This window comes from Sphingobacterium detergens (assembly GCF_003610355.1).
In the GTDB taxonomy this organism is placed as follows: domain Bacteria; phylum Bacteroidota; class Bacteroidia; order Sphingobacteriales; family Sphingobacteriaceae; genus Sphingobacterium; species Sphingobacterium detergens.
Window position 1 is genome coordinate 235,118 of sequence record NZ_RAPY01000002.1, and the last position, 22,915, is coordinate 258,032.

Here is a 22,915-nt window from a genome sequence, read left to right on the forward strand (position 1 = left end):
CATTCTTTTTAAAATGCTTCAAGTAGTTAGCTCCTGTCTCCACCCGTATAATCACGCTGATCATAATATAAATTTTTAGACAATCTTGGAAGAAAAGATATCCGTTGAAAGAAATGAATTGCGCCCTCCTAATTTTCGGGAGGCACTCCGGTTTTGGTTTATTCTGGGCTGGATAAGTTTTGGTGGAACAACAGGGCATATTACCCTCATGCATGATTTCTTGGTGGACAAGAAAAAGTGGGTAAGCAATAAGAAGTTCTTTCAGGCGCTTAACGCCTGCATGCTACTACCCGGACCTGAAGCGCATCAACTGACCATTTATCTTGGCTGGAAATTGCATGGTCTGAAAGGTGGGATATTAGCGGGCTTGTTCTTTATTTTACCTTCTTTGTTTATCATATTTGGACTTAGTCTGGTGTACATCTACTTTGGCAATTCTACAATTCTTTCTGCGTTATTTTCGGGTTTAAAGCCCGCGGTTCTAGCGATTATACTGTTTGCAACCTATAAAGTGGGGCAAAAATCATTATTGAGTGCATGGCATTATATCGTAGCTCTTGCGGCATTTTTACTTTCTTATTTTGTTAAAATAACTATGCCCTGGATTATTCTTGGGGTTATCATTGGGGGCTTCATTCTTTATTTTTTAAAAACAAAAAAAGCCACCGCTATAGCTGAAAAGGAAGAAGCGGAAGATGTCGAAGAATGTTATCCTATTAATTCGTTAGAGGAAGTGCCACCAATTTCTGTGCGTAAGATTGGCATTCAATTATCTGCATTTTTCCTGTTGTGGTTGGGGCCGTTTATTTTCTTGTATTTATTTATGCCAGATGCTGCATTTTGGAAAGAACTCTCTTTTTTGTTTACGAAATCGGCTTACTTTACCATTGGAGGATCATATACTGTTATTCCCTATATCGCCGGTTTGGTTACGGAAAAACTTTTTTGGTTGACAAAAACGCAAATGATTGATGGTTTTGCTTTGGCGGAGACGACGCCGGGTCCGTTGGTAATTGTGTTGGCTTATGTGGGGTTTATGGCTGGATTCAACCATTTCGACCATTCCTATGTCATGGCCGCGGTAGGTCTGGTGGCTACCGCTTATTTTACTTTTTTGCCAAATTTTGCATTAATCTTCGTTGGGGCTCCCTTGATTGAGCGGTCTCAAAAGAATACGGCCATCCAGTATGTACTTTCTTTGGTCACGGCCTCTGTGGTGGGGGTGATTGTTAATTTAGCTTGTTATTTGGGACAGGGTATTTTGTTTCCGAAGGTATTCGCGGTGGCGGAGTTGGATTGGAAAGCATTGCTATGGGTTGCTGTCTCAGTTTTTCTATTATTTCGCTATCGGATCGGGATGTTGCAGCTGATACTTTTGAGTTTGCTTTATGGCTTTTTGCTTTACCTGCTATTATAAACAAGAAAAGCCCATCGACTGATGAGCTTTCTTGTACCTAGGGCGGGAATCGAACCCGCACTCCCTTAACGGGAACAGGATTTTAAGTCCTGCGTGTCTACCAGTTCCACCACCTAGGCAGGTGAGCGAAAAACGAGATTCGAACTCGCGACCCCAACCTTGGCAAGGTTGTGCTCTACCAGCTGAGCTATTTTCGCATGGAATTTTTATTTCAATTTTAAAAAGAACCTCGTGTTCCTTTTTGGTGATGCAAATATAGAGCGAAAATTTAATATTGCAAAATATTTGTTTACTTTATTTTGTTGTTTTTTATAACTCCTTTGAATTCAGTATAGAAAAAATTAAATCGCTTTCAAATCCCCTAGACAACGCAAATTGATAGACTTTGTTCCTAACGATGAAAGAATCTTTGCTGTTTATTTCCCGAATTTTTTTGTCAATAATATTTTCCAATATAGTCTCGTATTCGTCCAGGTCAATCTGCTTGAATGCAATTTTTATCAATTGCTCAGAAACCCGCTTTCCCTTTAGAGCCTGTTTGATTTTGATTTTGCCCCATCCTTTCATGCGAAGCTTCCCATTACAATAGGCTATCGCGAAGCGTTCTTCATTTAAAAAGTTTTCTGCGATTAAATTTGCTATAGTATTTTCGACATCCTCCTCATGCAACCCCCAGCCGTAAAGTTTGTCCCGCACTTCTTGTTGGGATCTTTCCTGGTAAGCACAATAACTTTCAGCCTTTAATTGAGCTTGACGTGCTGTTAGTATCTTTTTGTTTCTTTTATCTTCTTCGAACATATTGTCAAAATTTCAAAAATAATATGAAATAACTAAAAAAATGTTCAGTTTTGATCCAATCAAAATATCAGGAGAATGTATAAAATATCGGAAATCGTCCAGATTTTACACCCTAATCGCACATTTATCACGGATCCCAATTCTTTAGTTCAGCATTTATTTTATGATAGTCGGAAGATTGTTCAGGCTGATAATGGTGTGTTTTTTGCACTTCAGAAGAGTAGGGATGGTCATCATTATATCAAAGAGGCCTATGATAAGGGCGTGAGAAACTTTGTTCTGCAGATAGATGAGGAACAGGAACTGTTATTTCCGGATGCAAATCTGATATGGGTTTCGGATAGCCTCGAAGCTATGCAAGTATTGGCGGCTTTTCATAGACAGAAGTTTAGTTTTCCGGTTATCGGCATCACTGGCAGCAATGGGAAGACAATAGTCAAGGAATGGTTATATCAGCTCATGTCTCCTGAATATAAGATCTATCGTAGTCCTAAAAGCTACAATTCACAATTGGGTGTTGCACTTTCGCTATGGGGCTTATCGGATCAGTATAACCTGGCGATTATCGAAGCTGGAATTTCTGAGAAGGGAGAAATGGTGAAGTTGGAAAATATGATCAAACCAACAATCGGCCTACTAACAAATATAGGCGTGGCCCATAAAGCTGGTTTTGAGTCAAAGAACGAAAAGATCTACGAAAAGATCAACTTGTTCAAGGATGTTGAAACCATGATCTTTCCCAGCCGTTATGTAGAGGATATTCAACTGCCCTATCGACCTCGAAAGTTTTCCTGGGGATTTGATGAAGGGCTTTCATTGGAGGTTTATTCTCTCAAGCAGGTGGATGATAAGTTCACGGTAGCCACACTTTTCTATGGCGGGCGGACATTTGCCATCGAGGTACCTTTTGTCGATAAGGGAAATGTGGAAAACGCGATCAACTGCGTTGCCGTTATGTTGCGTTTTGGTTATGAAAAAGAGGTAATTGCATCGAGAATTAAGGAGCTACAACCAGTTGCGATGCGACTAGAGCTAAAAAAAGGGAAAAAGAATAGCTCGATTATTGATGATTCCTATAGTAATGATCTGGATGCCCTGCAGATTGCGCTTGAGTTTTTAAATCAACAGGGACAGCATCCCCGAAAAATATTGATCCTTTCCGATATACCGGGCGTAAATATAACGGATGAGAAAAGTTTGTCAAAATTGAAACGCTTACTTTCAGAATACCGGCTAGATAAACTGATCTTGATTGGGGAGATCTTGACACAGGTCGCTGATCAATTTGCTGTTCCATCGGTGTCTTATCCTAGTACAACAGCATTTTTGGAAGATATCAGGGCTATTCAATTGGAAGATTCTACTATTTTATTGAAAGGGGGACGGGAGTTTCACTTTGAACGAATCAGCCGGTTGTTGGTGGCTAAATCACATGATACTGTGCTTGAGATCAACCTGAATGCCATGGAGAATAACTTGAATGTCTATCGCCAGCTGTTGCCAAAACATGTAAAATTGATGTCGATGGTCAAAGCATTTTCTTATGGGAGTGGAAGCTTTGAGATTGCAAACCTTTTACAGTTCAATAGGGTGGATTACCTGACTGTTGCATTTGCCGACGAAGGGGTTGATCTGAGGGGAGCAGGCATCACATTGCCAATCGTTGTGATGAGCCCGGATGAAAATACGTTTGAATCCATCGTTCAGCATAATCTCGAACCTGAGATTTATAGCTTTCGAATTCTGTCTTCTTTCTTGAATTACTTAAAAGGGAAGGGGATCGCGTCCTTTCCGGTTCATATCAAAGTGGATACAGGAATGCATCGCCTTGGTTTCATGCCTGATGAGGTCGATAGACTCATTACGGAGCTAAAAGAAGGGTCGATACTTCAGGTAAAGTCGGCATTTTCCCATTTGGCCTCCGCTGGAAATAAGGAGGATAATGCTTTCACCCAACAACAGATTGATCTCTTGGATCAATTTACAAAGTGCCTTGAAGAAGGTCTCGGTTATTCATTCTTAAGACATATTGCAGCGACTTCGGGCATCGAACTATGGCCGCAGGCTTATTTTGATATGGTTCGGTTGGGAATTGGACTGTATGGGATCGATATTGAACGACATGATCTTCCGCTTAGAGAAGTGAGTAGCTTGAAGACCAATGTGACGCAAATAAAACATTTGGCTGCTGGAGAGACAGTAGGTTATAATCGGCATGGGGTATTGCACCGGGATAGCAAAACAGCAACCATAAAAATTGGTTATGCAGATGGGTATGACAGACGTTTTGGTAATGGTGTGGGTAAGATGATGGTCAATGGCTGTCTTGTACCAACGATCGGAGATATTTGCATGGACATGTGTATGCTTGACGTTACGGATATCGAAGTAGCCGAGGAAGACGAGGTAATCGTTTACCCCGATATTAAGCTTGCTGCGAAATCTATCGGAACTATTCCTTACGAACTGTTGACGAGTATCTCGCAACGGGTAAAAAGAGTATATTTTTATGAATAATAAAGGATATTCTGCATTTTTGTATAAATATATTTTGATTTTTTAACTCATGCTGGGCAAATTATTCAGGGGATTTATTAATTATCTAATTCGAGGTATTCTCGTTGTTGTACCATTGGCTGGTGCTGTCTTTCTGATCGTATGGATTTTTGCATCGATAGACTCTGCGCTGAATCTGACTGAACATTTTTTTCAGGATGAAAAAGGGCATCCGCTATATATTCCCGGAATCGGAATCTTGACAGTCATTCTTATCCTTGTTCTTGCGGGGGTGATATTTACGAATTTTGTGACTGATCCGATTAAAGTGTGGATCAATCATCAGATCAAAAGAATACCGCTTTTGAATACCTTGTACACCTCGATCAAGGATTTCACTGAAGCATTTGTGGGTGACGCAAAAAAATTCAATGAACCCGTGCTGGTGACTGTAAACGAGTTCGGACTAAAAAAGATCGGGTTCCTGACACAGCATGATCTGAAAAGTATTGGTTTAGAAAATGAGGTAATGGTTTATTTTCCCTATTCTTATTCCTTTGCCGGTCAGGTTGTTATTATCAGTGCGGATAAAGTTAAAAAACTGGATATGTCACCTACCGATGCGATGAAACTTGTGGTTTCCGGTGGTGTCAGTGGAATAGCGCATTAGTACATTAACGGAGTAGGGCGTAACGAAAAAAGAATCTATACAGCAGGTAAACAACGATAGGATTTGTGGAGGGCGATGCTTCTACAATTGAAAATAGAAGCAAAGCGGTCGGGGTCGTTTATTGTACAAATTTCGAAGATATCCCTCTTTTTTTGACATAAAAATTTAAGGCCCGTCCAGCTTCCTTTGGCTGATCTGTACTCAAGATGTCTGCACCACGTTCAATAAAGCTAGCATACAACTGAAATCCTTTTTTGGCGGCTTGTCTGTCGAGGTTACCTTGGGTGCCAAGAATGCACATAATTCCATGATCATGCAATACTTTGGTCAGCTCAGGATCAGCTTCCCGTGTGCCCACGAAGGCTAGCAGCTTATTGTCAGGGATATCCTTCTCATTAAGGCGGGCGAGATCATCAAGGTTCTTCACAGAAGCGGATATCATTAGATCCCCAGCCAAGTTATGCACTTTGCCGGCTTGACCAGCACTATACGTGATGATAACAACACTGGATTCGGCACGTTGCTGACGGATGACATTGATCACCGATTCGTAGGGTACATCATTTTTAATGTCCAGTGTAAAGATGACCTTTCCTTTTCCCCAAGCGAGTGCTTCGTCAAGTGTAGGGATCTTGTAAGGAGTTATTTTCTTGTTGTTGTCTAGCAAACGTAGTTTTTTGAGTTCGGCCAATGTACGTTCACTGACGGATCCTCGACCTGTCGTGGTGCGATTGAGCGTATTGTCATGCATAAGTACCAGCGCCGAATCTTTGCTCAAGCGAACATCACACTCCACAATAACAGGTTGTAGACCGGCATTGTAAGCGAAGGTCTCTAATGCATTTTCGGGATAACCAGAAGTAGGGCCGCCACGATGCAAGCTAACCAGCGGATAACGATTGTCATCGTAAGTCAGAAATTGATAGAGATCTTCTACGGTCGTCAGCTGAATACGCTTGCCCACAGGTAAGCCTTCGGTGTCGCCATTATGGCGAAAACAGCTGCTGAGAAGTAGTACACAGCTTAAGAATAAAAAAAAGAAGTGTGGGCGTATGCTCATTATTAGCTATTGTACGATTAAGTATTATGCTGATTGATCAGGGTAACTAAAGCCTCTACTGTTGTATTGAGCTGGTCTATTGTTAGATGGGCTTGGCTGTAGTAGGGCTCGCGTTCGGTTAATTTCTCTTCGATAAAGGCCCGTAATTCTTCCGGAGATTTGCCGATTAGAATAGGTCTTTTGTGTAATTTCGATTGTGACAGACGATCAAATAAGGCTTTGGGGCTCATTTGCAGATATACCGCATAACCATTGGCTTTGATCCAATCCATGTTGTCAAAAAAACATGGAGCGCCACCACCGGTAGATATGACGGCATAGTTGTCCGCAAATTTGCGGATCTGTTCACGCTCAAGTTCTCGAAAGGCTGCCTCACCATGTTCGCCGAAATATTCGGTAATGCTCATGCCAATCTGCTTTACGATCTCTTCGTCGGTGTCGATAAAAGGTAAATCTAATTTGTTGGCCAGCTTTTTCCCCAGTGTGGTCTTTCCACTGCCCATATAGCCAATCAAAAAAATAGGTTTAGGCATATTATTCTATTTGTCTTTACTTAAAAAATTGTCTTCAATCGTCTTTGCATCCGGGAAATTATTGTAATGCCATTTGCCCATTACATTTCCACCTTTTAACAAGATCACCCCCGGATTGGCTCTGACCATACTTTTCAATGGAATTAAATCAGCATAGTATATTTCAGCAATCAATTGCATCTTATCACTCAGGTATTGAGCATCTTTGGAGGCTGAGGCAGTCAGTAAGACAACTCGAAGACCATTGTAATCTTTGGTCATCTGTGTCACCGTCTGATTGATTTTCTGGAGCGCATCTATATTGGTAGACGAAAGATCCTTGGCGACGATGATAACATTATAATAGGGGTTGGCAATGATTTCCTGCGTATGATCAGCGCCATCTGCGTCCGAGATCAATAGGTCGGGGATAGGAATATCATATCCTTTTTTGATAAGCCTGCTTTCCGGCTCGCCAATGATCTCCCAAGACTCGTCCTCCCAGAGCTTATCCGCCATATAGACTTTGTCATTGACTTTCTTGGTCTCGCCTGTCTTTTTGTTTTTCATGGTATAGAGCTGCTCAAAGACATCCCCTTCTTTTCCCTCTGGAAGAACCATTAGTGAAGGGAGATTATTGCCAATTTTATAGGGTAAGAAATCTATAAAAGGAAGATAGTTGACCGTATATACGCCGATACCCAAGGAAACAACGGCTGTAATCAATGTGACAACAAATTGATTGCCGGAGCCTTTGATAATAGATCGGATCTGTTTGCGGTAAAAAAAGATGATCAGGATCAGGGCCAATAGTACCAGATCTTTGGAAAAGGATTGCCAAGGAGTCAATGGAATGGCATCACCAAAACATCCACAGGAGGTGACAACTTCGAAAAATGCGGAATAAAAGGTCAGAAAGGTGAAAAATAGGATCAATAACAGTAATCCCCAAGCCACCAAATTGGCATAGACACCAAACAACAATAGCGCACCTAAAAGAATTTCAAAACCACAGATCACCACAGCAATGGCCGTTGCGTATTCATTGAAGGCAGTCAAGTGGAATACCTCGAAATATTCCTGCAGTTTATAACCGAAACCTGTCGGGTCATTGGCTTTGATAAATCCAGAGAAAATAAAGAGAAGTCCAGTGAAAATGCGGCAAAATCCTAAAAGGTAATTTGTCTTTGTTGTCTGTTGTGCTGCTGTCATTATCCGATTATTGTTGTGCTAGTCCTAATTTAATTAACGCAAAAACTGCGTAGTTGAGCATATCCTGGTAATTGGCGTGAATGCCTTCGGAAACAATAGTTTGGCCATCATTGTCCTCGATCTGTTTGACCCGATGAATTTTCATTAGGATCAGATCTGTCATAGAAGAAACACGCATATCGCGCCAAGCCTCACCATAATCATGGTTTTTGGCCAGCATGAGGTCTCTGGTTTCTGTTACTTTTTCGGTATATTTTTGATTGACAAAGCTGGAGTCGAGGTTTTCCTCGCCATCTTCACCCAGATCAATCTGGATCATAGCCATAATGCAATAATTGATAATACCGATGTATTCGTCTATGACACCCTCCCCAACCTTGGATACTTTTTTGACTTCGAGCGTACGTATACGTTGTGCTTTGATATAAATCTGGTCGGTAATAGAAGACAGGCGCATGATCCGCCAAGCCGTTCCATAATCTTTTGTTTTTTTTATAAATAAATCTTGACAGTGCTTGATAACACTGTTATATTCCTGAATAGTATCCATATCGCTTTTGAAAAGAACTTGATTAAACAAGTCGAGATTATAGGACAAATATAATTAGAAAATAGTACTTCTGATGGTCAAATGAATGTACAATTTGCGCTATTTTGCTAAAATTTAAATAAATATTTGAGATATTTCGACCATTAAAGGTTTTAAAACTAACTTTATCTTAGTTTGATATTATGTGCAGAGTTGATGGCCAACTTTGAATAGCAAGAAAATAGAAATTCATGAATTTTCAACAACCTATTATTCGCGAAGTAGAGATTACCCGATATGTTCAGCCATTTCGGGAAGGAGGATCTTTGCCGGCGCTGGTCGATGCTGATGATGGCTTTAGTTATGTCATCAAATTTAGAGGAGCAGGACAGGGACGAAAGGCACTGATTGCCGAACTGATCGGCGGTGAGCTGGCCAGATTGTTAAAATTAAGAGTGCCTGAAATCGTCTTTGCCCATCTGGATGAATCTTTTGGGCGCTCCGAACCGGATGAAGAAATACAGGATCTACTCAAATTCAGCGTGGGGAAAAACCTTGGGCTCCATTTTTTGAGTGGGGCAATTACTTTTGATGCCAATGTGGATGTGATTGGAGCGGAAGAGGCTTCCAAGATTGTGTGGCTGGATGCTTTGTTGATGAATGTTGACCGCACAGTCCGGAATACCAATATGTTGATCTGGCACAAAGAACTGTGGTTGATCGACCATGGCGCATCCTTGTATTTCCACCATAGCTGGGACAATTGGGAGGAACAATCGCACAAACCTTTCGTGCAGATTAAAGATCATGTGTTGTTAAAAAACGCGACCATTGTTGAAAAAATAGATGCTGAATTCAGTCCTCTTTTTACGGAGGATGTTTTTCGTAAGATATTGGCCGTTGTACCGGACGAATGGTTGGAGGATTCTGAACGTGAATTGTCAGCAGCGAATGCGAGAGAGGTGTACGTTTCGTTCTTGAAACAACGTGTGGCGAGTTCGTCAATTTTTGTAAAACAGATAGAAGATGCCAGAGAGAACCTTATATGAATATGCTGTGGTGCGACTGGTACCACGTGTAGAGCGTGAGGAATTTATCAATGTTGGTATTGCGCTCTACTGTCGTAAATATCGCTTTGCCAAGATGGTCTATGCCATCGACGAGCAAAAGGTGCGTGCGCTCTGTCCTAAAATTGAATTGGAACTCATCGAAAACCATCTGTCTTCCTTTCAGCGGATTTGTAATGGCGATAAAGATGCCGGAAAACTAGCTGCGCTGGATATCACAGAGCGTTTCCGTTGGCTTACCGCCAAACGGAGCACGGTCATCCAATGTTCCGCCTCACATCCCGGGCTCTGTGAAGATCCCGAAGCAACACTGCAAAACTTGTTTGAGCGCCTGGTACTTTAATAGACATCGTCAGGCCACTAAATGGAGCTTGTGCCAAAAAGAGGAAGAAATGCTGGCTGCAACGATGCCCTAGGTAATAAATTTGGAGTGGGTTTGGGACTCAAATAGAAAGAAAAAAATGATTTAATCGTAGCCTTATTGCTAATAAGGCTTAATCTATCAATATTGTATAGTATATTTGTTTTAATATTTACTTTTGAAGATGCATGATTTTTATCAACATATCTATGAGCAGCAATTAGCTGTTTTAGAAATGCCTTCCAATAAGAAGATCTGTGGCTGGGCAACCAAAATTTTGGATGTGCTTTTTCCGGAGCGAAATTCTGGCGAAATGAAATCGGTAGAAGATGTAAAACTTGCCTTTGAGCAATTTGAACTGGAGTTGGAACAGCTTCTGAGTAAGTCAAAAGCCTGTGGTCATTGCAATCATGCACAAGTGGCCCATCAGTTTTTTGAACGTATTCCGACGTTGTACGAGCTGATGTGCTGGGATGCTGATGCATTGATGGATGGAGATCCAGCTGCGCAAAATAAGCGTGAGGTTGTACGCACCTATCCCGGTTTTTTTGCCATCTGTATTTTTAGAATGGCAAATGAGCTCCACCGTCTAGGTGTGCCCCTGATCCCAAGGATATTGACCGAACATGCACATTCCAAGACAGGTATTGATATTCATCCGGGGGCGACCATTGGTCATCATCTTCACATAGATCATGGTACAGGGCTAGTCATCGGAGAGACTTGTACAATAGGTAATTACGTTAAACTATACCAAGGTGTTACGTTGGGCGCCTTGAGTGTGGACAAGGTCTTTTCAAATGTCAAACGCCATCCGACGATCGAGGATCATGTTATCATCTATTCCGGGGCGACTATTTTGGGCGGTGAGACACGTATAGGTCATCATTCCGTTATCGGTGGGAATGTTTGGTTGACGAGCTCGGTCGAACCTTATACTACAGTATACCACCAGGCAACGGCGAAATTTATAGATTCAAAACCAATCATATAGATACATTATGGGAAATATTATAGATACCATCGGAAATACACCATTGGTGGAGATCACCCAATTTCATGCGAATCCCAAGGTACGAATCTTTGCAAAGATGGAGGGGAATAATCCCGCCGGCTCAGTCAAAGATCGCGCGGCATTAAATATGATACGTTCAGCAATGGAGCGTGGTGAAATTTCGAAAGAAAGCAAACTGATTGAGGCAACAAGTGGTAATACAGGGATCGCCCTAGCCATGATTGCCGGAATATATGGTTTAAGTTTGGAACTGGTTATGCCCGCATCGTCTACCCGCGAACGGACGTTGACGATGGAGGCTTATGGCGCCAAGGTTACGCTCTTAGAATCTATGGAAATATGCCGTGACTATGCGGAAGAAAAAGCGTTGAAGGAAGGCTATTATATCTTAAACCAATTTGCCAATCCGGATAACTATAAAGCCCATATCAAAACAACCGGGCCAGAAATTTGGCGCGATACAGATGGGAAAATTACCCATTTTGTGAGTGCAATGGGGACGACGGGAACGATTATGGGGAATTCCATTTACCTTAAAGAGAAAAATCCGGAGATACAGATCGTCGGTTGTCAACCTACACCCGAGTCATCTATACCTGGAATCAGACGCTGGCCAGAAGCCTATCTACCAAAAATATTTGATCCAAGCCGTGTGGATCGTGTGATTGATATTTCACAACAGGAAGCGACCGAACTGGCGCGTGAATTGGTGAAACGCGAAGGAGTATTTGCAGGTATGAGTACAGGGGGGGCATTTGCTGGCGCATTGAAAATTGCCAGCGAAATTGAGGAAGGGATCATTGTCTTTATCGCATGTGATAGGGGTGACCGTTATTTGAGCTCAGACCTATTTGGCTAGTCCTTTCCTGGTTAAACAAATCTGCCCTATAAAATATTTAACCTGTCTTTATTATGGCAAAACCAAGCATAATAAAGACAGGTTTTTTTGTTTTTTCTTAGCGTGTCTAATCGTCTCAAGGGCTATTCCCCTTTTATTTGCCGTGTCGTTTTCCATTGGACAGGATATCTTCAATAAAGTGTATTGGCTGGGTCTGCATATACCCAGTATACCAGCTGCCTCTTTGTCAAACCTTTGCTACAGTAGTTAAACGTTTAGTGTTATTCTCCCTGTCCGAATGTTAGCAAATTGCTATCTGGATCTAATATGGAAAATTCGCGCTGGCCCCAAGGTTTTGTCTCCAGTTTGCCATTCGGATGGATGGCAATGTTGCGTGCTAAAAAAGATTGATAAAGCTCATCAATATCATCCGTACGGATATAGATCATGCCATAATTTTCTTCGGGTGGCAGTTCCCTAAATTCAAAAAAATGAATCTCGATCTGATCTTTTTTGATCATCAGATATCCTTCATAATCTTCGGTGCCACAAGGTATGAAGCCCAGCTGACCTAAGTAAAAATCGCTTGTGACAGCTTTGTCGCGCATCGGTAATTTGGGGTGTATCGCAGTTAGTCTCATCGTTTACTTATTTTATTTGAATCTTATTGAAATATAGTGATTTATCTTGGATCTTCCACGTATACTTATTATTTTCCAAGTGGAATGCCAATACCGAAATATGGACTGTTATAAGTGTGATCTCATTGAACCCATGGATTTATCTTTATTGATCGTATTTGATCCTCATATTCTTCCAACAAATATCGATGCCGCATTTGATCTGGATGGCTGTGCAATCCACATTTACAGGTTGAACTCTTTTGCGATGTTTTTATGATATATAATGTCTAGTTATGACTTATTAGTATTTGTAGTTTTATTGATAAATAAAAGTTATTCAATTTTGTGCCAGATCAAAACACAAAATCATGTACAAAAAAGTGACTCCCACCATGCGATACAAGCATATACTCAACAAAAAGATTACTATCCGGGAAATCATCTTTATCCTCTTGCTTATCTTATGTCTGACACCAGTCGTATCAGCTCCTCTGGCGCTACTGCTGGGGATTATTGTTGCCCAGTGGATCGGACATCCCTTTTTGGCCGTTAATCACAAAGCCACGCAAATCCTTTTACAACTTTCTGTTGTTGGTTTGGGTTTCGGTATGCAGATTGACTCCGCTATTCAGACAGGCAAAGACGGATTTTTACTGACTGTTATCTCTATTATCGGGACATTGTCCCTGGGCTATGTATTGGGTAAATTATTAAAACTGGAAAAGCTAACTGCCTATCTCATCACCGTAGGAACGGCAATCTGTGGCGGAAGTGCTATTGCTGCGGTTTCGCCCACTGTGAAAGCCAATGAAAAGCAGATCAGTGTCGCTTTGGGAACTATCTTTGTCTTGAATGCACTTGCTTTGTTTGTATTCCCGGTCATCGGTCGTGCCCTAGATCTATCCCAGACACAATTTGGACTTTGGTGTGCGGTTGCAATACAGGATACGAGTTCGGTGGTCGGTGCGGCAAGTAAGTATGGAACAGAAGCTCTTCAGGTGGCAACGACGGTTAAATTGACGCGGGCACTATGGATTATTCCGATTTCTTTGCTGAGTGCGCTTGCTTTTAATACCAAAGGGACGCGGATTAAAATTCCTTATTTTATCGGATTATTTGTATTGGCTATTATCTTGAATAGTTATATTCCATTTTTTCAAGAGATAGGAACTTATGTGGTTCATATTTCCAAAGTCGGATTAACATTGACGCTCTTTTTAATCGGAGCCAGCCTGTCAAGAGATGTGTTACTGTCTGTAGGTTATAAAGCGATCCTACAGGGGCTTGTATTGTGGTTGTGCCTTGCCATCCCTGTGTTAATTTATATTTATTTCTGTCTATAGAAAAGGGCAGTATCAAATAGCAATCGGAACCTACTGTTGCTAGGGGAGTTAGGGTTGATATTTCAATAAAATCATATCTCTTAACAATTGACCGTTTTCATAGATAGGTTGTTCGTAATTCTCTATAAAGAAATTCGCACGGACACCATATTGAACAAAGCCATTACGTTCATAAAATCGGATCTGATCGAAACCACAATCGGCAGTGCCAACAATCAGGTTGGGGTATTGTGTACAATAAGTCTCCTGGATGTATTGTACTATTTTGCTCCCAAGTCCTTTGTTCTGATGTGAAGCAGCGACAGCAATATTTTTGATCTCCAGCGTCTCACTATCGATGGGGTATAAGCAAAATACTGCAATTGGCTGTTGCAGTTCCTGAACAACAAAGACGGAGGAATCAAAAAGGTACTTATTGATTGCGGTGACAGTCTCGTCGGCTAGAAGCAACAAATCATAAGGATGGTCCTTATGATTTGTGATCTGTTTTATTTCGAATTCAGCTAACATGTAAATAGCCTATCTGAAGTTTTTAAAATGAATCCTATTCGGATTGATTTAATTGAAGTGGTATAAAAAGATAACATCCCCAACATAAGCAGGTTTGGCACTATCCTTAATTTTTAAAGTTGCTTCAATGGTTACTTTGATCACTCCCCTAAGATTGACAACCGATTTAACATGTGTATGTAATTGTACTTCGTTATCGACCAGGACCGGTTGTGCAAAACGTAGGTTTTCGATGCCATAATTGATCTCCATTTTGACATTCCTTACTTCTGCAATCTGTTTCCACAAATAAGGAATTAAGGATAGGGTCAGATAACCATGTGCAATGGTCGATTTAAATGGACTCTCTGTTTTTGCTTTTTCGCTATCGAGGTGGATCCATTGGTGGTCTAAGGTTGCATCGGCAAACAGGTTAATCTGTTTTTGATCGATTGTATGCCATTGAGATTCGCCTAATGACTTTCCTTCAAAGGCTTTGTACTCTTCATAATTGTTAATTATTGTCATATGTTATGTCTTTATCGCTTTTCGTTGGAATTTGCTCCGTAGGTTACATACAGGAATATCAAATTTTGGCTAAAGATAACCATTGTCGTTAGCAATCCAAGTATGTCTGTTATTATATGTCTACTAGTTGAACTAATTATCATCAGCTGAATATGCTGCAATTACCGCATTTAAAGCGTTTGTCACTATGATGGGCTACCATATGTTTTTTCTACATAGGCTTTGAAGTTGTCCAAAATGGCTTGCCATCCTTGCCGTTGCATCTCAACAGGGTTTTCGAATTCAGCATCAAAAATAACGGTAATCTCGGTCGTGGATTTTTTCGAGTTGAAATTTATGGTAACCTTACGGCCATCGGGCATCGTATAGGCTATTTTTTTGAACGGTTCGAGTGCCGTATAGGTTCCTATAAAGTCAAAACCCATGGAGCCATCTTTTGCCTCCATACGATTCTTGAATTTTCCTCCGATGCGTAAATCGTTGATTGCACCTGTACAGTGCCAATCATCGGAAGCTTGATTCCATTGCATAATATCTTCTGCTGAGGTATAGGCGTTCCAGATGATCTCCACACGCACATCAATATGCGCTTGTATTTTTATCTGCTCCATATTATGTTACTGATTTTTTCTAAAGTATTTACAATTTCCCTATTAATAACAGTTTCTTTATTAATAACAGGAAAATTTACCTTTTGTTATGTCCCCTGTAAGATAATCATTAATATGCTTCTAAAAAAGATCATTAAGGATATTAGCTTGATGTGTTGTTCTTGGGAATAGACAATTTTGCGTTAAAAGGGAGGGGATCCGTTGGCTTTTTGTTAACTTTATGAATGTGAATCCTTAAACCCATTTATTATGTCTCCAAAATTCCTTATTGTATTCTTTTTATTGATTACTTCGAACAGGATCTTCGCACAGAAATATCGTACCCTAGCAGATATCAGTTATTGTAAAAATACCGATACCGACGCGTATAAAAAGGAACGATGTAAGCTGGATCTTTATATTCCTACTGACCGAAAAGATTTTTCCACGATCGTCTGGTTTCATGGTGGCGGACTGGAAGGGGGAAATAAATTTATTCCATTGGAGCTTAAAGAGAAGGGTGTGGCTGTGGTCGCTGTCAATTACAGGTTGAGCCCTAAGGAGAAAGCGCCAGGTTATATTGAAGATGCTGCAGCGGCTGTTGCCTGGGCGTTCGCCCATATTGCTTCCTATGGTGGTGATCCGGCAAAGATTTATGTGTCAGGACACTCTGCTGGAGGATACCTAGCGTTAATGGTGGGACTGGATAGCAGCTATCTACACAAATACGGAGTCGATGCGAATCGGATAAAAGGCCTCGCGCCGATCAGTGGTCAGACCAATACGCATTACACCATAAAAAAGGGACGTGGACAGTCAATGGTCATCCCGCAGATAGATCGCTATGCGCCTATAACCTTTGCCCGGAAGGATGCGCCACCTATTGTATTGATCACAGGTGATGCCCGATTGGAGCTGCCCGCACGATATGAAGAAAATGCGCATCTTGCAGCAATCTTAAAACAGATCGGCCATGCAAAAACGTCTTTATACCAATTGCAGGGATTTGATCATGGCACTGTCTATGCACCGGGTTGCTTGCTGCTACTGAATTGGATCAAGGAGCTGGAAAAATGAAACTAGGTGTCTTTTTTTCTGAAAGTGTCTGTTTTTCTATTGGTCAGAAAGAACCTTCAGTTGATTTTTAGGACTGTTGGTGCTTATAAGAGCATGAAGGTTTTTTCTGGCTTTCTATTTGGCGTAAGATTTGAGTCTAAAGAATAGAGAAATAGCGCTGGGTCATGGACTGATTTTCCTGTCAGAAATATTATAAATAAAATAAAAAATATTACAACAGCTATTTCGGAAATAGTAACGATCTTTATCCCGTAATAGCTACATGCAGGGTTATTTCCTGTAAATAAGGTATTATAACGTAAATAAAATAAATTTGAATTCCTATGTGGGCAAAAGTCAACATCTTGTTGGTCATCTGTATTTTGGGGCTATTTTTAGCACCAAGTCTGGGTTTTGCCTGCCATTCAGTCCCCGAAAAGCCGAAGCAGGAGAAGAAATCCTGTTGTGCAGAAAAAGGTCAGGATGTAAAGGATAGCGAGCAAGGTCAAGATCCAAAACATAATGACAAAGCGCAAGATGTAAAGGAGACTGACACGAAAGATTGCTGTAAAGATAAAAAACAGGATTCTGGAGCTTCAAATGATCACGGCGATGACTGTGGTAAACACTGTGCCGAAAAATCATGTCGTACTTCGATGCAATGTAATCCGATGATCTCTTTTTATGAAGTGGATCTTATTTTACCATCGGACACAGATCAGCTCAAATTGTATACCTTATACAAGCAACCGTTTTGCTCGGATGCTTATTTTTCGATCTGGCAGCCTCCCAAAATAGCCTAATTATCGATGGTAGCCCATGCTACGTCTTTTTGGATCGCCATCGGCGTTCAAAACCCCTCTTAATATATAAGATGAAAATACCCATTAGGTGATATGATCTAGTGATGGTCTACGGCTTTTAGCGATGGATAACTGGCTATTAAGGAAGTTTTCGTTATTATTTATTTAAAATTTATTCGTCATCAGGTACTCTTATTTGAAAAGCATAAATACGAATCAAATTTTAGGGGTATATCCTATACTATTAAAATATAAACTGAGTGTAATGCGTTCATTGATACCAATGAAAACAAACACCATCAATAAAAATTTACAGATGAAATATCCATGTTGGAAAAATACAAACACTTATGAAAATAGACGGGATATTCCATATGGCCATTAAAAAAAATATTTACAGATGAAAACCATTTCAATAATTGGCTTAGTAACCCTAGTATTACTGACCAATAACACGATACAGGCGCAGATCAAAAATGCGAAAACAGCAACGGTAAAAGTCTTCGGAAATACCTCGGCCGCAAAAACTGTCATCGAGCAGGAGGGCAAGGCCGGAAAGACCGCTCAAGTAGACTGGAACCAGGAAACTAAAATTGCGACGATCACCTATGATGCTTCAAAAACAAATGAAGATGAGGTTTTAAAACGTATTGCCTTGGCAGGATTTGACAGTGAGAAGTTTCTGGCACCGGACGACGCTTATGCCAAGTTGCCCAAAGCAGATCAATATACAAGAACATTAAAACCTGTATCAAAATCGCAGACTGCAACAACTACAGAACCTAGTGGACAACATCAGTCGGGGCAAACAGATCATTCAGCTCACCAAAATGCTACAGCAGCAGCTGCGGTAACCGGAAAAGTAACACAATTGACAAATGTGGTCGATCAATACTTTGCTTTAAAAGATGCGCTGGTCAAGACGGATGCCCAGACGGCAGCGACCAAGGCAGCGGCATTGCAGGAAGCGATCAAGGCTGTGGATATGAATAAGCTTGCATCCGCTGAACATACTGTCTGGATGAAGGTGATGAACAATTTGACTACTGATGCTACAACCATTGCGAAGAGCAAGGATGTGACCAAACAACGTGTTGCATTTGCCTCACTTTCGACGAAGCTCTATGAACTGGCCAAAGTGAGTTCTTTCGGGAGTCCTATCTACTATCAACATTGTCCAATGTTTAACGAGGGGAAAGGTGCAAATTGGTTGAGTAAGGAAAAGGCCGTTAAAAATCCATTCTACGGATCGCAAATGATCACTTGTGGAAGTACAGTTGAAACGCTTAACTAATAGCTGACCCCATGAAATATCTAGTTGCTATTATAGCAGTGTTTGTCCTCACATTGACGGCATGCACCAATCCGCAAAGCAAATCGAAAGCAGCACTTACGAGTCAAGAAAAAGATACAACGATGCAGGTAACAGCTGCTGAAAAGCAGTACAAAAAAGGGGATCTCGTACCTACTGAAGAGGTATGTATGGTCAACGATGCTTTTATGGCCAAGAAACAACTGCTGGTCAAACATGAGGGCAGGGCTTATTATGGCTGCTGTGAAATGTGTAAGGAACGAATCCCTAAAGAAGCCGCTGTTCGTGTTGCTATTGATCCCTTGTCCAAGAAAGAGGTTGATAAGGCCAATGCAGCTATTGCCATAACGGGCGATCAAGGGGAAGTTTCTTACTTTGAAAACGAAGAAAATTATCGGAAATACGTTGAAAATATAAACCAATAAATAGGCTTAAAATGAAAAGAATAATACTGATTGTAGTTGCAGCAATGACACTTGCTGCCTGCAACAACTCAAAACCGAATCATACGAATGCCGCACATACGGCGAAGGAAGATGAGGAGACAAGCGCTGCTACGGATAAAACGAAAGCAGATACAGCTGGAGTAGCCGATACAACAGCAAAAACGGTGGTTACCGAAACTGCTGCTAAGACAAAGACGGATGCTGCAGTCGCAAAGGATAGATCTTTTGAGGAGGTGTACAGTGCTTACTTTGAATTAAAAGATGCGCTGGCAAGAGATAATGGGCAGACCGCACAGCAGGCTGCCAAGAAGATGCAGGCTGTGGTTGCAAAAATTGATGCCACCAAGCTGGAGACCGCTACCGCTGCTGCTTGGAAACAGTATCAACGGAAATTGGCCTTTGATACAGAACATATCGCCGGGATTGATGAAAATGGACATCAACGTGAGCACTTTGTGACGCTATCCAAAAATATGTACGCATTGTTAAAAGTGGTGAAACCGGAAGCTCCAGTCTACTACCAACATTGTCCAATGTATAATGAGGGTAAAGGCGCGCATTGGTTGAGCAAACAAAAGGCAATTGACAATCCTTATTTGGGCAAATCAATGCCGACCTGTGGATCTACTGTAGAAACAATTCAATAGCGTGATGGAGAAATTGTTTGAAGGGTTTCCCAGCTTGCACCCCTTGGTGGTTCATTTCCCTATAGTGCTGCTGCTTTTAGCTTTGCTCAGTCAGGTGGTGGCTGTAAGCTATAGTCGATATCGGCGGGAGTTAAATATAGTGACTTTTGTCCTATTGCTTTTGGGAACAATAGGGGCTTTTGCAGCAATCCAGACAGCATCCCATATTTCGGGAGATGCCGATGAAGAAGCCTTTGCCGTGTTTGATACCCACCAACGTTATGCCTGGATCAGCTTCTGGTTGGCGGGGATAAGCACAGTGGTACGCTTCGTGGCATTGCGATGGCGTAAAGTCATCTGGACAAACTATTTGATCGTGATTTTGTTGATAAGTTTGTCTGTGACACTATTTATCACGGGACACCATGGCGCACGGCTGGTCTATCAGTATGGTGTGGGACCTAAAAGTAATGGAGTTTTAATTAAGTAATCGCATGAAAATGAGTAATAAGAGAAATATATTAATAATTGTTTTACTATTGATGACACAGGCTGCTGTGTTTGCACAGAAGGTGGTGCGTCACGAACTGTATGTTCGGGACACCATTGTGAATTATGCAGGCAAAGCAAAACGGGCTATTTCAGTAAATGGGCAGATCCCTATGCCGACGTTGACATTTACCGAGGGAGATACTGCGGAAATTGTGGTTCACAACGAGTTGAAAGAAAGTACATCGCTGCACTGGCATGGTATCTTTTTGCCAAACAAAGAGGATGGTGTACCGCATCTAACGCAGGAGCCGATTAAGCCGAACTCAACTTATACCTATCGTTTCCCGATTATTCAACACGGAACGCACTGGTATCATTCGCATTCGGGCTTGCAGGAACAGATCGGCATGTATGGTAGCCTTATTTTGAACAAACGTGCGGATGACAAGACTTTTCGCAAAGGAATAGATGATTTACCGACTATTCCATTAATCATAAGTGAATGGACAAATTATAATCCAGATAATATCCAGCGGATGCTCCATACAGGAAATGACTGGGCAGCTATTAAAAAAGGGGCTACCCAATCTTACGCGGAGGCGATCAAAGAAGGTAAGTTTGGAACGAAAATCACCAATGAATGGAAGCGTCAGCTCGCCATGGATGTCAGTGATGTGTACTACGACAAGATCCTGTTGAATGGTGCCCATTCTACAGATCTAAAGGAAGTAGATGGAAAGAAATTGAAAGCGGGCGATAAGGTACGTTTGCGGATTTCCAATGGTGGTGCCTCATCTTATTTTTGGTTGCGCTATGCGGGTGGGAAAATTACCGTAGTTGCAAACGACGGGAATGATGTGGTACCTGTGGAGGTGGACAGACTGATGATCGCTGTATCGGAGACCTACGATGTGGTCGTGACGATCCCGAATGAAGGGACGTCCTACGAGTTTATGGCGACAACGGAGGATCGGACCCAATCGGCAAGTTATTTTGTGGGTAATGGCATTAAGCAATTGATTTCACCACTCCCTCGTCTCAAATATTTTGAGGGAATGAAGATGATGAATGACATGATGAAGATGGATGGTAATCTGAACGATATGGGCATGAATATGAGCCTGAATCAGATGGATATGAATGTAGTCATGTATTCTGAAATTACCGGAGATGGAAAGAAAAAGGAAGATCACAGCAAGCATAGTGGTATGGATCATGGGAAGATGAAGACGGAAGAGGATCCAAACCGTTACAATGCGAATGCACTGGGTGATATTGTCACATTGAATTATGCGATGCTGGAATCCCCCCATGAGACCGAATTGCCGAAGAACGCTCCTGTGCGGGATCTTAAATTTACCCTTACCGGAAATATGAGCCGCTATGTGTGGAGCATGGATAATAAAATTCTTTCAGAAACGGATAAGATTCCGGTGAAGAAAGGGGAAGTACTGCGGATTACTATCTACAATAATTCCATGATGCGCCACCCGATCCATTTGCATGGCTTTGACTTTAGATTACTGAATGGCAAAGGTGCAAAAGCTCCATTGAAAAATGTGGTCGATATCATGCCAATGGAAACAGATACCATAGAATTTTTGGCAAATGAAGAAGGTGATTGGTTTTTTCACTGCCATATCTTATACCATATGATGGCCGGAATGAACCGGGTATTTGCTGTGGATGACTATAAAAATCCCTATTTACCGGATAAAGCCAAAGCATATAAGGAGCTGCAACATGAAAGCAATATGACGCATTTTATGGCGCAGAATGACTTCGCGACCAACGGAAATGATGGTCAGGCAATGTTCCAGAATGCGCGCTGGCAACTGGGATCAGAATGGCGATTGGGGTATAACGACATGCATGGTTACGAGGTGGAGACACACTTGGGACGTTTTTTTGGAAAGATGCAGTGGTTTATGCCTTTTGTAGGTTTTGATTACCGTTACCGTCGAATGGGCGAGGATGAACATGAAAAGAATATCTTCGGTCAGGCAAATAAAAAAGATAGTCGCAAAGCGGTGAGTCTGGGTTTTATGTATACGCTGCCGATGCTGGTGAATTTTCAAGCTGAAGTGTACCATGATGGTATTGTCCGATTGCAGATGATGCGTGAGGATATCCCAATTTCACGAAGAATACGTGGCGATTTTATGGTCAACTCGGATCTTGAATATATGGCCGGACTGAATTATATCATCACGAAGAATATGGCCTTCAGAACACATTACGATAGTGATATGGGCTTTGGTCTGGGCTTATCGTTGAATTATTAAAAGGCTTATTAAAGCAGAAAAAACAGGGTATCTCATGATGAGATACCCTGTTTTTTTATTAGATTCTCGATTACATGTCTATTTCAATAAACCCTTTGGAAATTTTAATACGCCTTCTATTATGTTTGTTTCTCTCAAAAAGACTTCTCCAATATAATTCATCTTAATATATAAATTATAATGTTGATGTTGTTTAGGATAAACTTTTACAAGAGATGCATCTAAACCAATTTAATCAAAGAACCCTCGTGACAGATCCTATGTTATGAAATTGTTATCAAAGCACAATAGTAATTGCTTTTATGTAAGTTTGAAATGATCTTGATAGGTTTTAGATGAATGTAACT

Annotated in this window: 24 protein-coding genes and 2 tRNA genes; 15 read left to right on the top strand and 11 right to left on the bottom strand. The window is 41.2% G+C overall.

Features of this window, described 5'->3' with window-relative positions; genetic code table 11:
• The first annotated feature begins 85 nt into the window (after positions 1 to 85).
• Complete coding sequence (gene chrA / locus DFQ12_RS13060; RefSeq protein WP_244211739.1) at positions 86 to 1,417, top strand: chromate efflux transporter; 1,332 nt, start codon at positions 86 to 88, stop codon at positions 1,415 to 1,417.
• 34 nt (positions 1,418 to 1,451) lie between these two features.
• On the opposite strand, the gene DFQ12_RS13065 is transcribed toward chrA, so the two are convergent.
• The 3 genes from DFQ12_RS13065 to DFQ12_RS13075 form a co-directional block, all read right to left on the bottom strand.
• A tRNA-Leu gene (locus DFQ12_RS13065) sits at positions 1,452 to 1,536 on the bottom strand.
• Positions 1,537 to 1,541: 5 nt separating this feature from the next.
• A tRNA-Gly gene (locus DFQ12_RS13070) sits at positions 1,542 to 1,614 on the bottom strand.
• 112 nt (positions 1,615 to 1,726) lie between these two features.
• On the bottom strand, positions 1,727 to 2,215 hold the full coding sequence (locus DFQ12_RS13075) for a regulatory protein RecX (RefSeq protein ID WP_120259507.1): 489 nt from the start codon (positions 2,213 to 2,215) through the stop codon (positions 1,727 to 1,729).
• A 75-nt stretch (positions 2,216 to 2,290) separates the two neighbouring features.
• Here DFQ12_RS13075 and DFQ12_RS13080 point away from each other — a divergent pair, with 75 nt between their 5' ends.
• Positions 2,291 to 4,732 (top strand): bifunctional UDP-N-acetylmuramoyl-tripeptide:D-alanyl-D-alanine ligase/alanine racemase, encoded by a 2,442-nt coding sequence (locus DFQ12_RS13080; protein ID WP_120259508.1) that lies wholly within the window; start codon positions 2,291 to 2,293, stop codon positions 4,730 to 4,732.
• Between the two features lie 49 nt (positions 4,733 to 4,781).
• On the top strand, positions 4,782 to 5,381 hold the full coding sequence (locus tag DFQ12_RS13085) for a DUF502 domain-containing protein (RefSeq protein WP_120259509.1): 600 nt from the start codon (positions 4,782 to 4,784) through the stop codon (positions 5,379 to 5,381).
• A 118-nt stretch (positions 5,382 to 5,499) separates the two neighbouring features.
• On the opposite strand, the gene DFQ12_RS13090 is transcribed toward DFQ12_RS13085, so the two are convergent.
• From DFQ12_RS13090 to DFQ12_RS13105, 4 genes are read right to left on the bottom strand one after another with little or no spacing between them, the layout of a single operon-like run.
• Positions 5,500 to 6,441 carry a glycerophosphodiester phosphodiesterase family protein gene (locus DFQ12_RS13090; protein ID WP_120259510.1) on the bottom strand — a complete coding sequence of 314 codons (942 nt, stop codon included), beginning with the start codon at positions 6,439 to 6,441 and terminating at the stop codon, positions 5,500 to 5,502.
• A gap of 17 nt (positions 6,442 to 6,458) precedes the next feature.
• Positions 6,459 to 6,974 (bottom strand): shikimate kinase, encoded by a 516-nt coding sequence (locus DFQ12_RS13095; protein ID WP_120259511.1) that lies wholly within the window; start codon positions 6,972 to 6,974, stop codon positions 6,459 to 6,461.
• Positions 6,975 to 6,980: 6 nt separating this feature from the next.
• On the bottom strand, positions 6,981 to 8,165 hold the full coding sequence (locus tag DFQ12_RS13100) for a BT_3928 family protein (RefSeq protein WP_120259512.1): 1,185 nt from the start codon (positions 8,163 to 8,165) through the stop codon (positions 6,981 to 6,983).
• Between the two features lie 7 nt (positions 8,166 to 8,172).
• The gene (locus DFQ12_RS13105; protein WP_120259513.1) at positions 8,173 to 8,715 is read right to left on the bottom strand and encodes a DUF1599 domain-containing protein; all 543 of its coding nucleotides are present in this window, start codon (positions 8,713 to 8,715) and stop codon (positions 8,173 to 8,175) included.
• A gap of 230 nt (positions 8,716 to 8,945) precedes the next feature.
• Between DFQ12_RS13105 and DFQ12_RS13110 the strand changes: the two genes are divergently transcribed.
• From DFQ12_RS13110 to cysM, 4 genes are all read left to right on the top strand, one after another.
• Entirely contained in the window at positions 8,946 to 9,743 is a 798-nt protein-coding gene (locus DFQ12_RS13110) for a HipA family kinase (protein WP_120259514.1), read from the top strand.
• Positions 9,721 to 10,104 (top strand): DUF3037 domain-containing protein, encoded by a 384-nt coding sequence (locus tag DFQ12_RS13115; RefSeq protein ID WP_120259515.1) that lies wholly within the window; start codon positions 9,721 to 9,723, stop codon positions 10,102 to 10,104. Before DFQ12_RS13110 ends, DFQ12_RS13115 begins: the two co-directional genes overlap by 23 nt.
• A gap of 202 nt (positions 10,105 to 10,306) precedes the next feature.
• Complete coding sequence (locus DFQ12_RS13120) at positions 10,307 to 11,116, top strand: serine O-acetyltransferase (protein WP_120259516.1); 810 nt, start codon at positions 10,307 to 10,309, stop codon at positions 11,114 to 11,116.
• 7 nt (positions 11,117 to 11,123) lie between these two features.
• The gene (gene cysM, locus DFQ12_RS13125) at positions 11,124 to 11,996 is read left to right on the top strand and encodes a cysteine synthase CysM (protein ID WP_120259517.1); all 873 of its coding nucleotides are present in this window, start codon (positions 11,124 to 11,126) and stop codon (positions 11,994 to 11,996) included.
• Positions 11,997 to 12,256: 260 nt separating this feature from the next.
• Here the strand turns inward: cysM and DFQ12_RS13130 are convergent, their stop codons facing one another.
• Positions 12,257 to 12,616: a bleomycin resistance protein gene (locus DFQ12_RS13130; RefSeq protein ID WP_120259518.1), complete on the bottom strand. Its 360-nt coding sequence runs from the start codon at positions 12,614 to 12,616 to the stop codon at positions 12,257 to 12,259.
• A gap of 350 nt (positions 12,617 to 12,966) precedes the next feature.
• Between DFQ12_RS13130 and DFQ12_RS13135 the strand changes: the two genes are divergently transcribed.
• Positions 12,967 to 13,941, top strand: coding sequence for a YeiH family protein (locus DFQ12_RS13135; protein WP_120259519.1), 975 nt, complete (start codon positions 12,967 to 12,969; stop codon positions 13,939 to 13,941).
• A 48-nt stretch (positions 13,942 to 13,989) separates the two neighbouring features.
• Here the strand turns inward: DFQ12_RS13135 and DFQ12_RS13140 are convergent, their stop codons facing one another.
• The 3 genes from DFQ12_RS13140 to DFQ12_RS13150 form a co-directional block, all read right to left on the bottom strand.
• Positions 13,990 to 14,451 (bottom strand): GNAT family N-acetyltransferase, encoded by a 462-nt coding sequence (locus DFQ12_RS13140; protein WP_120259520.1) that lies wholly within the window; start codon positions 14,449 to 14,451, stop codon positions 13,990 to 13,992.
• Between the two features lie 48 nt (positions 14,452 to 14,499).
• Positions 14,500 to 14,958 (bottom strand): MaoC family dehydratase, encoded by a 459-nt coding sequence (locus DFQ12_RS13145; protein ID WP_120259521.1) that lies wholly within the window; start codon positions 14,956 to 14,958, stop codon positions 14,500 to 14,502.
• Between the two features lie 185 nt (positions 14,959 to 15,143).
• Positions 15,144 to 15,569 (bottom strand): SRPBCC family protein, encoded by a 426-nt coding sequence (locus DFQ12_RS13150; RefSeq protein ID WP_120259522.1) that lies wholly within the window; start codon positions 15,567 to 15,569, stop codon positions 15,144 to 15,146.
• A gap of 249 nt (positions 15,570 to 15,818) precedes the next feature.
• Between DFQ12_RS13150 and DFQ12_RS13155 the strand changes: the two genes are divergently transcribed.
• The 7 genes from DFQ12_RS13155 (at position 15,819) to DFQ12_RS13185 (ending at position 22,568) form a co-directional block, all read left to right on the top strand.
• Positions 15,819 to 16,625 carry an alpha/beta hydrolase gene (locus DFQ12_RS13155; RefSeq protein ID WP_120259523.1) on the top strand — a complete coding sequence of 269 codons (807 nt, stop codon included), beginning with the start codon at positions 15,819 to 15,821 and terminating at the stop codon, positions 16,623 to 16,625.
• A 323-nt stretch (positions 16,626 to 16,948) separates the two neighbouring features.
• Entirely contained in the window at positions 16,949 to 17,407 is a 459-nt protein-coding gene (locus DFQ12_RS13160; protein ID WP_120259524.1) for a hypothetical protein, read from the top strand.
• A 400-nt stretch (positions 17,408 to 17,807) separates the two neighbouring features.
• Positions 17,808 to 18,701, top strand: a complete 894-nt coding sequence (locus tag DFQ12_RS13165) for a DUF3347 domain-containing protein (RefSeq protein ID WP_120259525.1) — start codon at positions 17,808 to 17,810, stop codon at positions 18,699 to 18,701.
• Positions 18,702 to 18,712: 11 nt separating this feature from the next.
• Positions 18,713 to 19,144, top strand: coding sequence for a hypothetical protein (locus tag DFQ12_RS13170; protein WP_120259526.1), 432 nt, complete (start codon positions 18,713 to 18,715; stop codon positions 19,142 to 19,144).
• 11 nt (positions 19,145 to 19,155) lie between these two features.
• Positions 19,156 to 19,812 (top strand): DUF3347 domain-containing protein, encoded by a 657-nt coding sequence (locus DFQ12_RS13175; RefSeq protein ID WP_120259527.1) that lies wholly within the window; start codon positions 19,156 to 19,158, stop codon positions 19,810 to 19,812.
• Positions 19,813 to 19,816: 4 nt separating this feature from the next.
• Positions 19,817 to 20,281: a DUF2231 domain-containing protein gene (locus DFQ12_RS13180; RefSeq protein WP_120259528.1), complete on the top strand. Its 465-nt coding sequence runs from the start codon at positions 19,817 to 19,819 to the stop codon at positions 20,279 to 20,281.
• A 10-nt stretch (positions 20,282 to 20,291) separates the two neighbouring features.
• On the top strand, positions 20,292 to 22,568 hold the full coding sequence (locus DFQ12_RS13185) for a multicopper oxidase family protein (RefSeq protein ID WP_120259529.1): 2,277 nt from the start codon (positions 20,292 to 20,294) through the stop codon (positions 22,566 to 22,568).
• Positions 22,569 to 22,915 lie beyond the last annotated feature (347 nt).

Excerpts from the sequence above, each read along its gene's own strand:
- DFQ12_RS13075 (WP_120259507.1), bottom strand. The coding sequence starts at position 2,215 with ATGTTCGAAGAAGATAAAAGAAACAAAAAGATACTAACAGCACGTCAA.
- DFQ12_RS13080 (WP_120259508.1), top strand. The coding sequence starts at position 2,291 with ATGTATAAAATATCGGAAATCGTCCAGATTTTACACCCTAATCGCACA.
- DFQ12_RS13085 (WP_120259509.1), top strand. The coding sequence starts at position 4,782 with ATGCTGGGCAAATTATTCAGGGGATTTATTAATTATCTAATTCGAGGT.
- DFQ12_RS13090 (WP_120259510.1), bottom strand. The coding sequence starts at position 6,441 with ATGAGCATACGCCCACACTTCTTTTTTTTATTCTTAAGCTGTGTACTA.
- DFQ12_RS13095 (WP_120259511.1), bottom strand. The coding sequence starts at position 6,974 with ATGCCTAAACCTATTTTTTTGATTGGCTATATGGGCAGTGGAAAGACC.
- DFQ12_RS13100 (WP_120259512.1), bottom strand. The coding sequence starts at position 8,165 with ATGACAGCAGCACAACAGACAACAAAGACAAATTACCTTTTAGGATTT.
- DFQ12_RS13105 (WP_120259513.1), bottom strand. The coding sequence starts at position 8,715 with ATGGATACTATTCAGGAATATAACAGTGTTATCAAGCACTGTCAAGAT.
- DFQ12_RS13110 (WP_120259514.1), top strand. The coding sequence starts at position 8,946 with ATGAATTTTCAACAACCTATTATTCGCGAAGTAGAGATTACCCGATAT.
- DFQ12_RS13115 (WP_120259515.1), top strand. The coding sequence starts at position 9,721 with ATGCCAGAGAGAACCTTATATGAATATGCTGTGGTGCGACTGGTACCA.
- DFQ12_RS13120 (WP_120259516.1), top strand. The coding sequence starts at position 10,307 with ATGCATGATTTTTATCAACATATCTATGAGCAGCAATTAGCTGTTTTA.
- cysM (WP_120259517.1), top strand. The coding sequence starts at position 11,124 with ATGGGAAATATTATAGATACCATCGGAAATACACCATTGGTGGAGATC.
- DFQ12_RS13130 (WP_120259518.1), bottom strand. The coding sequence starts at position 12,616 with ATGAGACTAACTGCGATACACCCCAAATTACCGATGCGCGACAAAGCT.
- DFQ12_RS13135 (WP_120259519.1), top strand. The coding sequence starts at position 12,967 with ATGTACAAAAAAGTGACTCCCACCATGCGATACAAGCATATACTCAAC.
- DFQ12_RS13140 (WP_120259520.1), bottom strand. The coding sequence starts at position 14,451 with ATGTTAGCTGAATTCGAAATAAAACAGATCACAAATCATAAGGACCAT.
- DFQ12_RS13145 (WP_120259521.1), bottom strand. The coding sequence starts at position 14,958 with ATGACAATAATTAACAATTATGAAGAGTACAAAGCCTTTGAAGGAAAG.
- DFQ12_RS13150 (WP_120259522.1), bottom strand. The coding sequence starts at position 15,569 with ATGGAGCAGATAAAAATACAAGCGCATATTGATGTGCGTGTGGAGATC.
- DFQ12_RS13155 (WP_120259523.1), top strand. The coding sequence starts at position 15,819 with ATGTCTCCAAAATTCCTTATTGTATTCTTTTTATTGATTACTTCGAAC.
- DFQ12_RS13160 (WP_120259524.1), top strand. The coding sequence starts at position 16,949 with ATGTGGGCAAAAGTCAACATCTTGTTGGTCATCTGTATTTTGGGGCTA.
- DFQ12_RS13165 (WP_120259525.1), top strand. The coding sequence starts at position 17,808 with ATGAAAACCATTTCAATAATTGGCTTAGTAACCCTAGTATTACTGACC.
- DFQ12_RS13170 (WP_120259526.1), top strand. The coding sequence starts at position 18,713 with ATGAAATATCTAGTTGCTATTATAGCAGTGTTTGTCCTCACATTGACG.
- DFQ12_RS13175 (WP_120259527.1), top strand. The coding sequence starts at position 19,156 with ATGAAAAGAATAATACTGATTGTAGTTGCAGCAATGACACTTGCTGCC.
- DFQ12_RS13180 (WP_120259528.1), top strand. The coding sequence starts at position 19,817 with ATGGAGAAATTGTTTGAAGGGTTTCCCAGCTTGCACCCCTTGGTGGTT.
- DFQ12_RS13185 (WP_120259529.1), top strand. The coding sequence starts at position 20,292 with ATGAGTAATAAGAGAAATATATTAATAATTGTTTTACTATTGATGACA.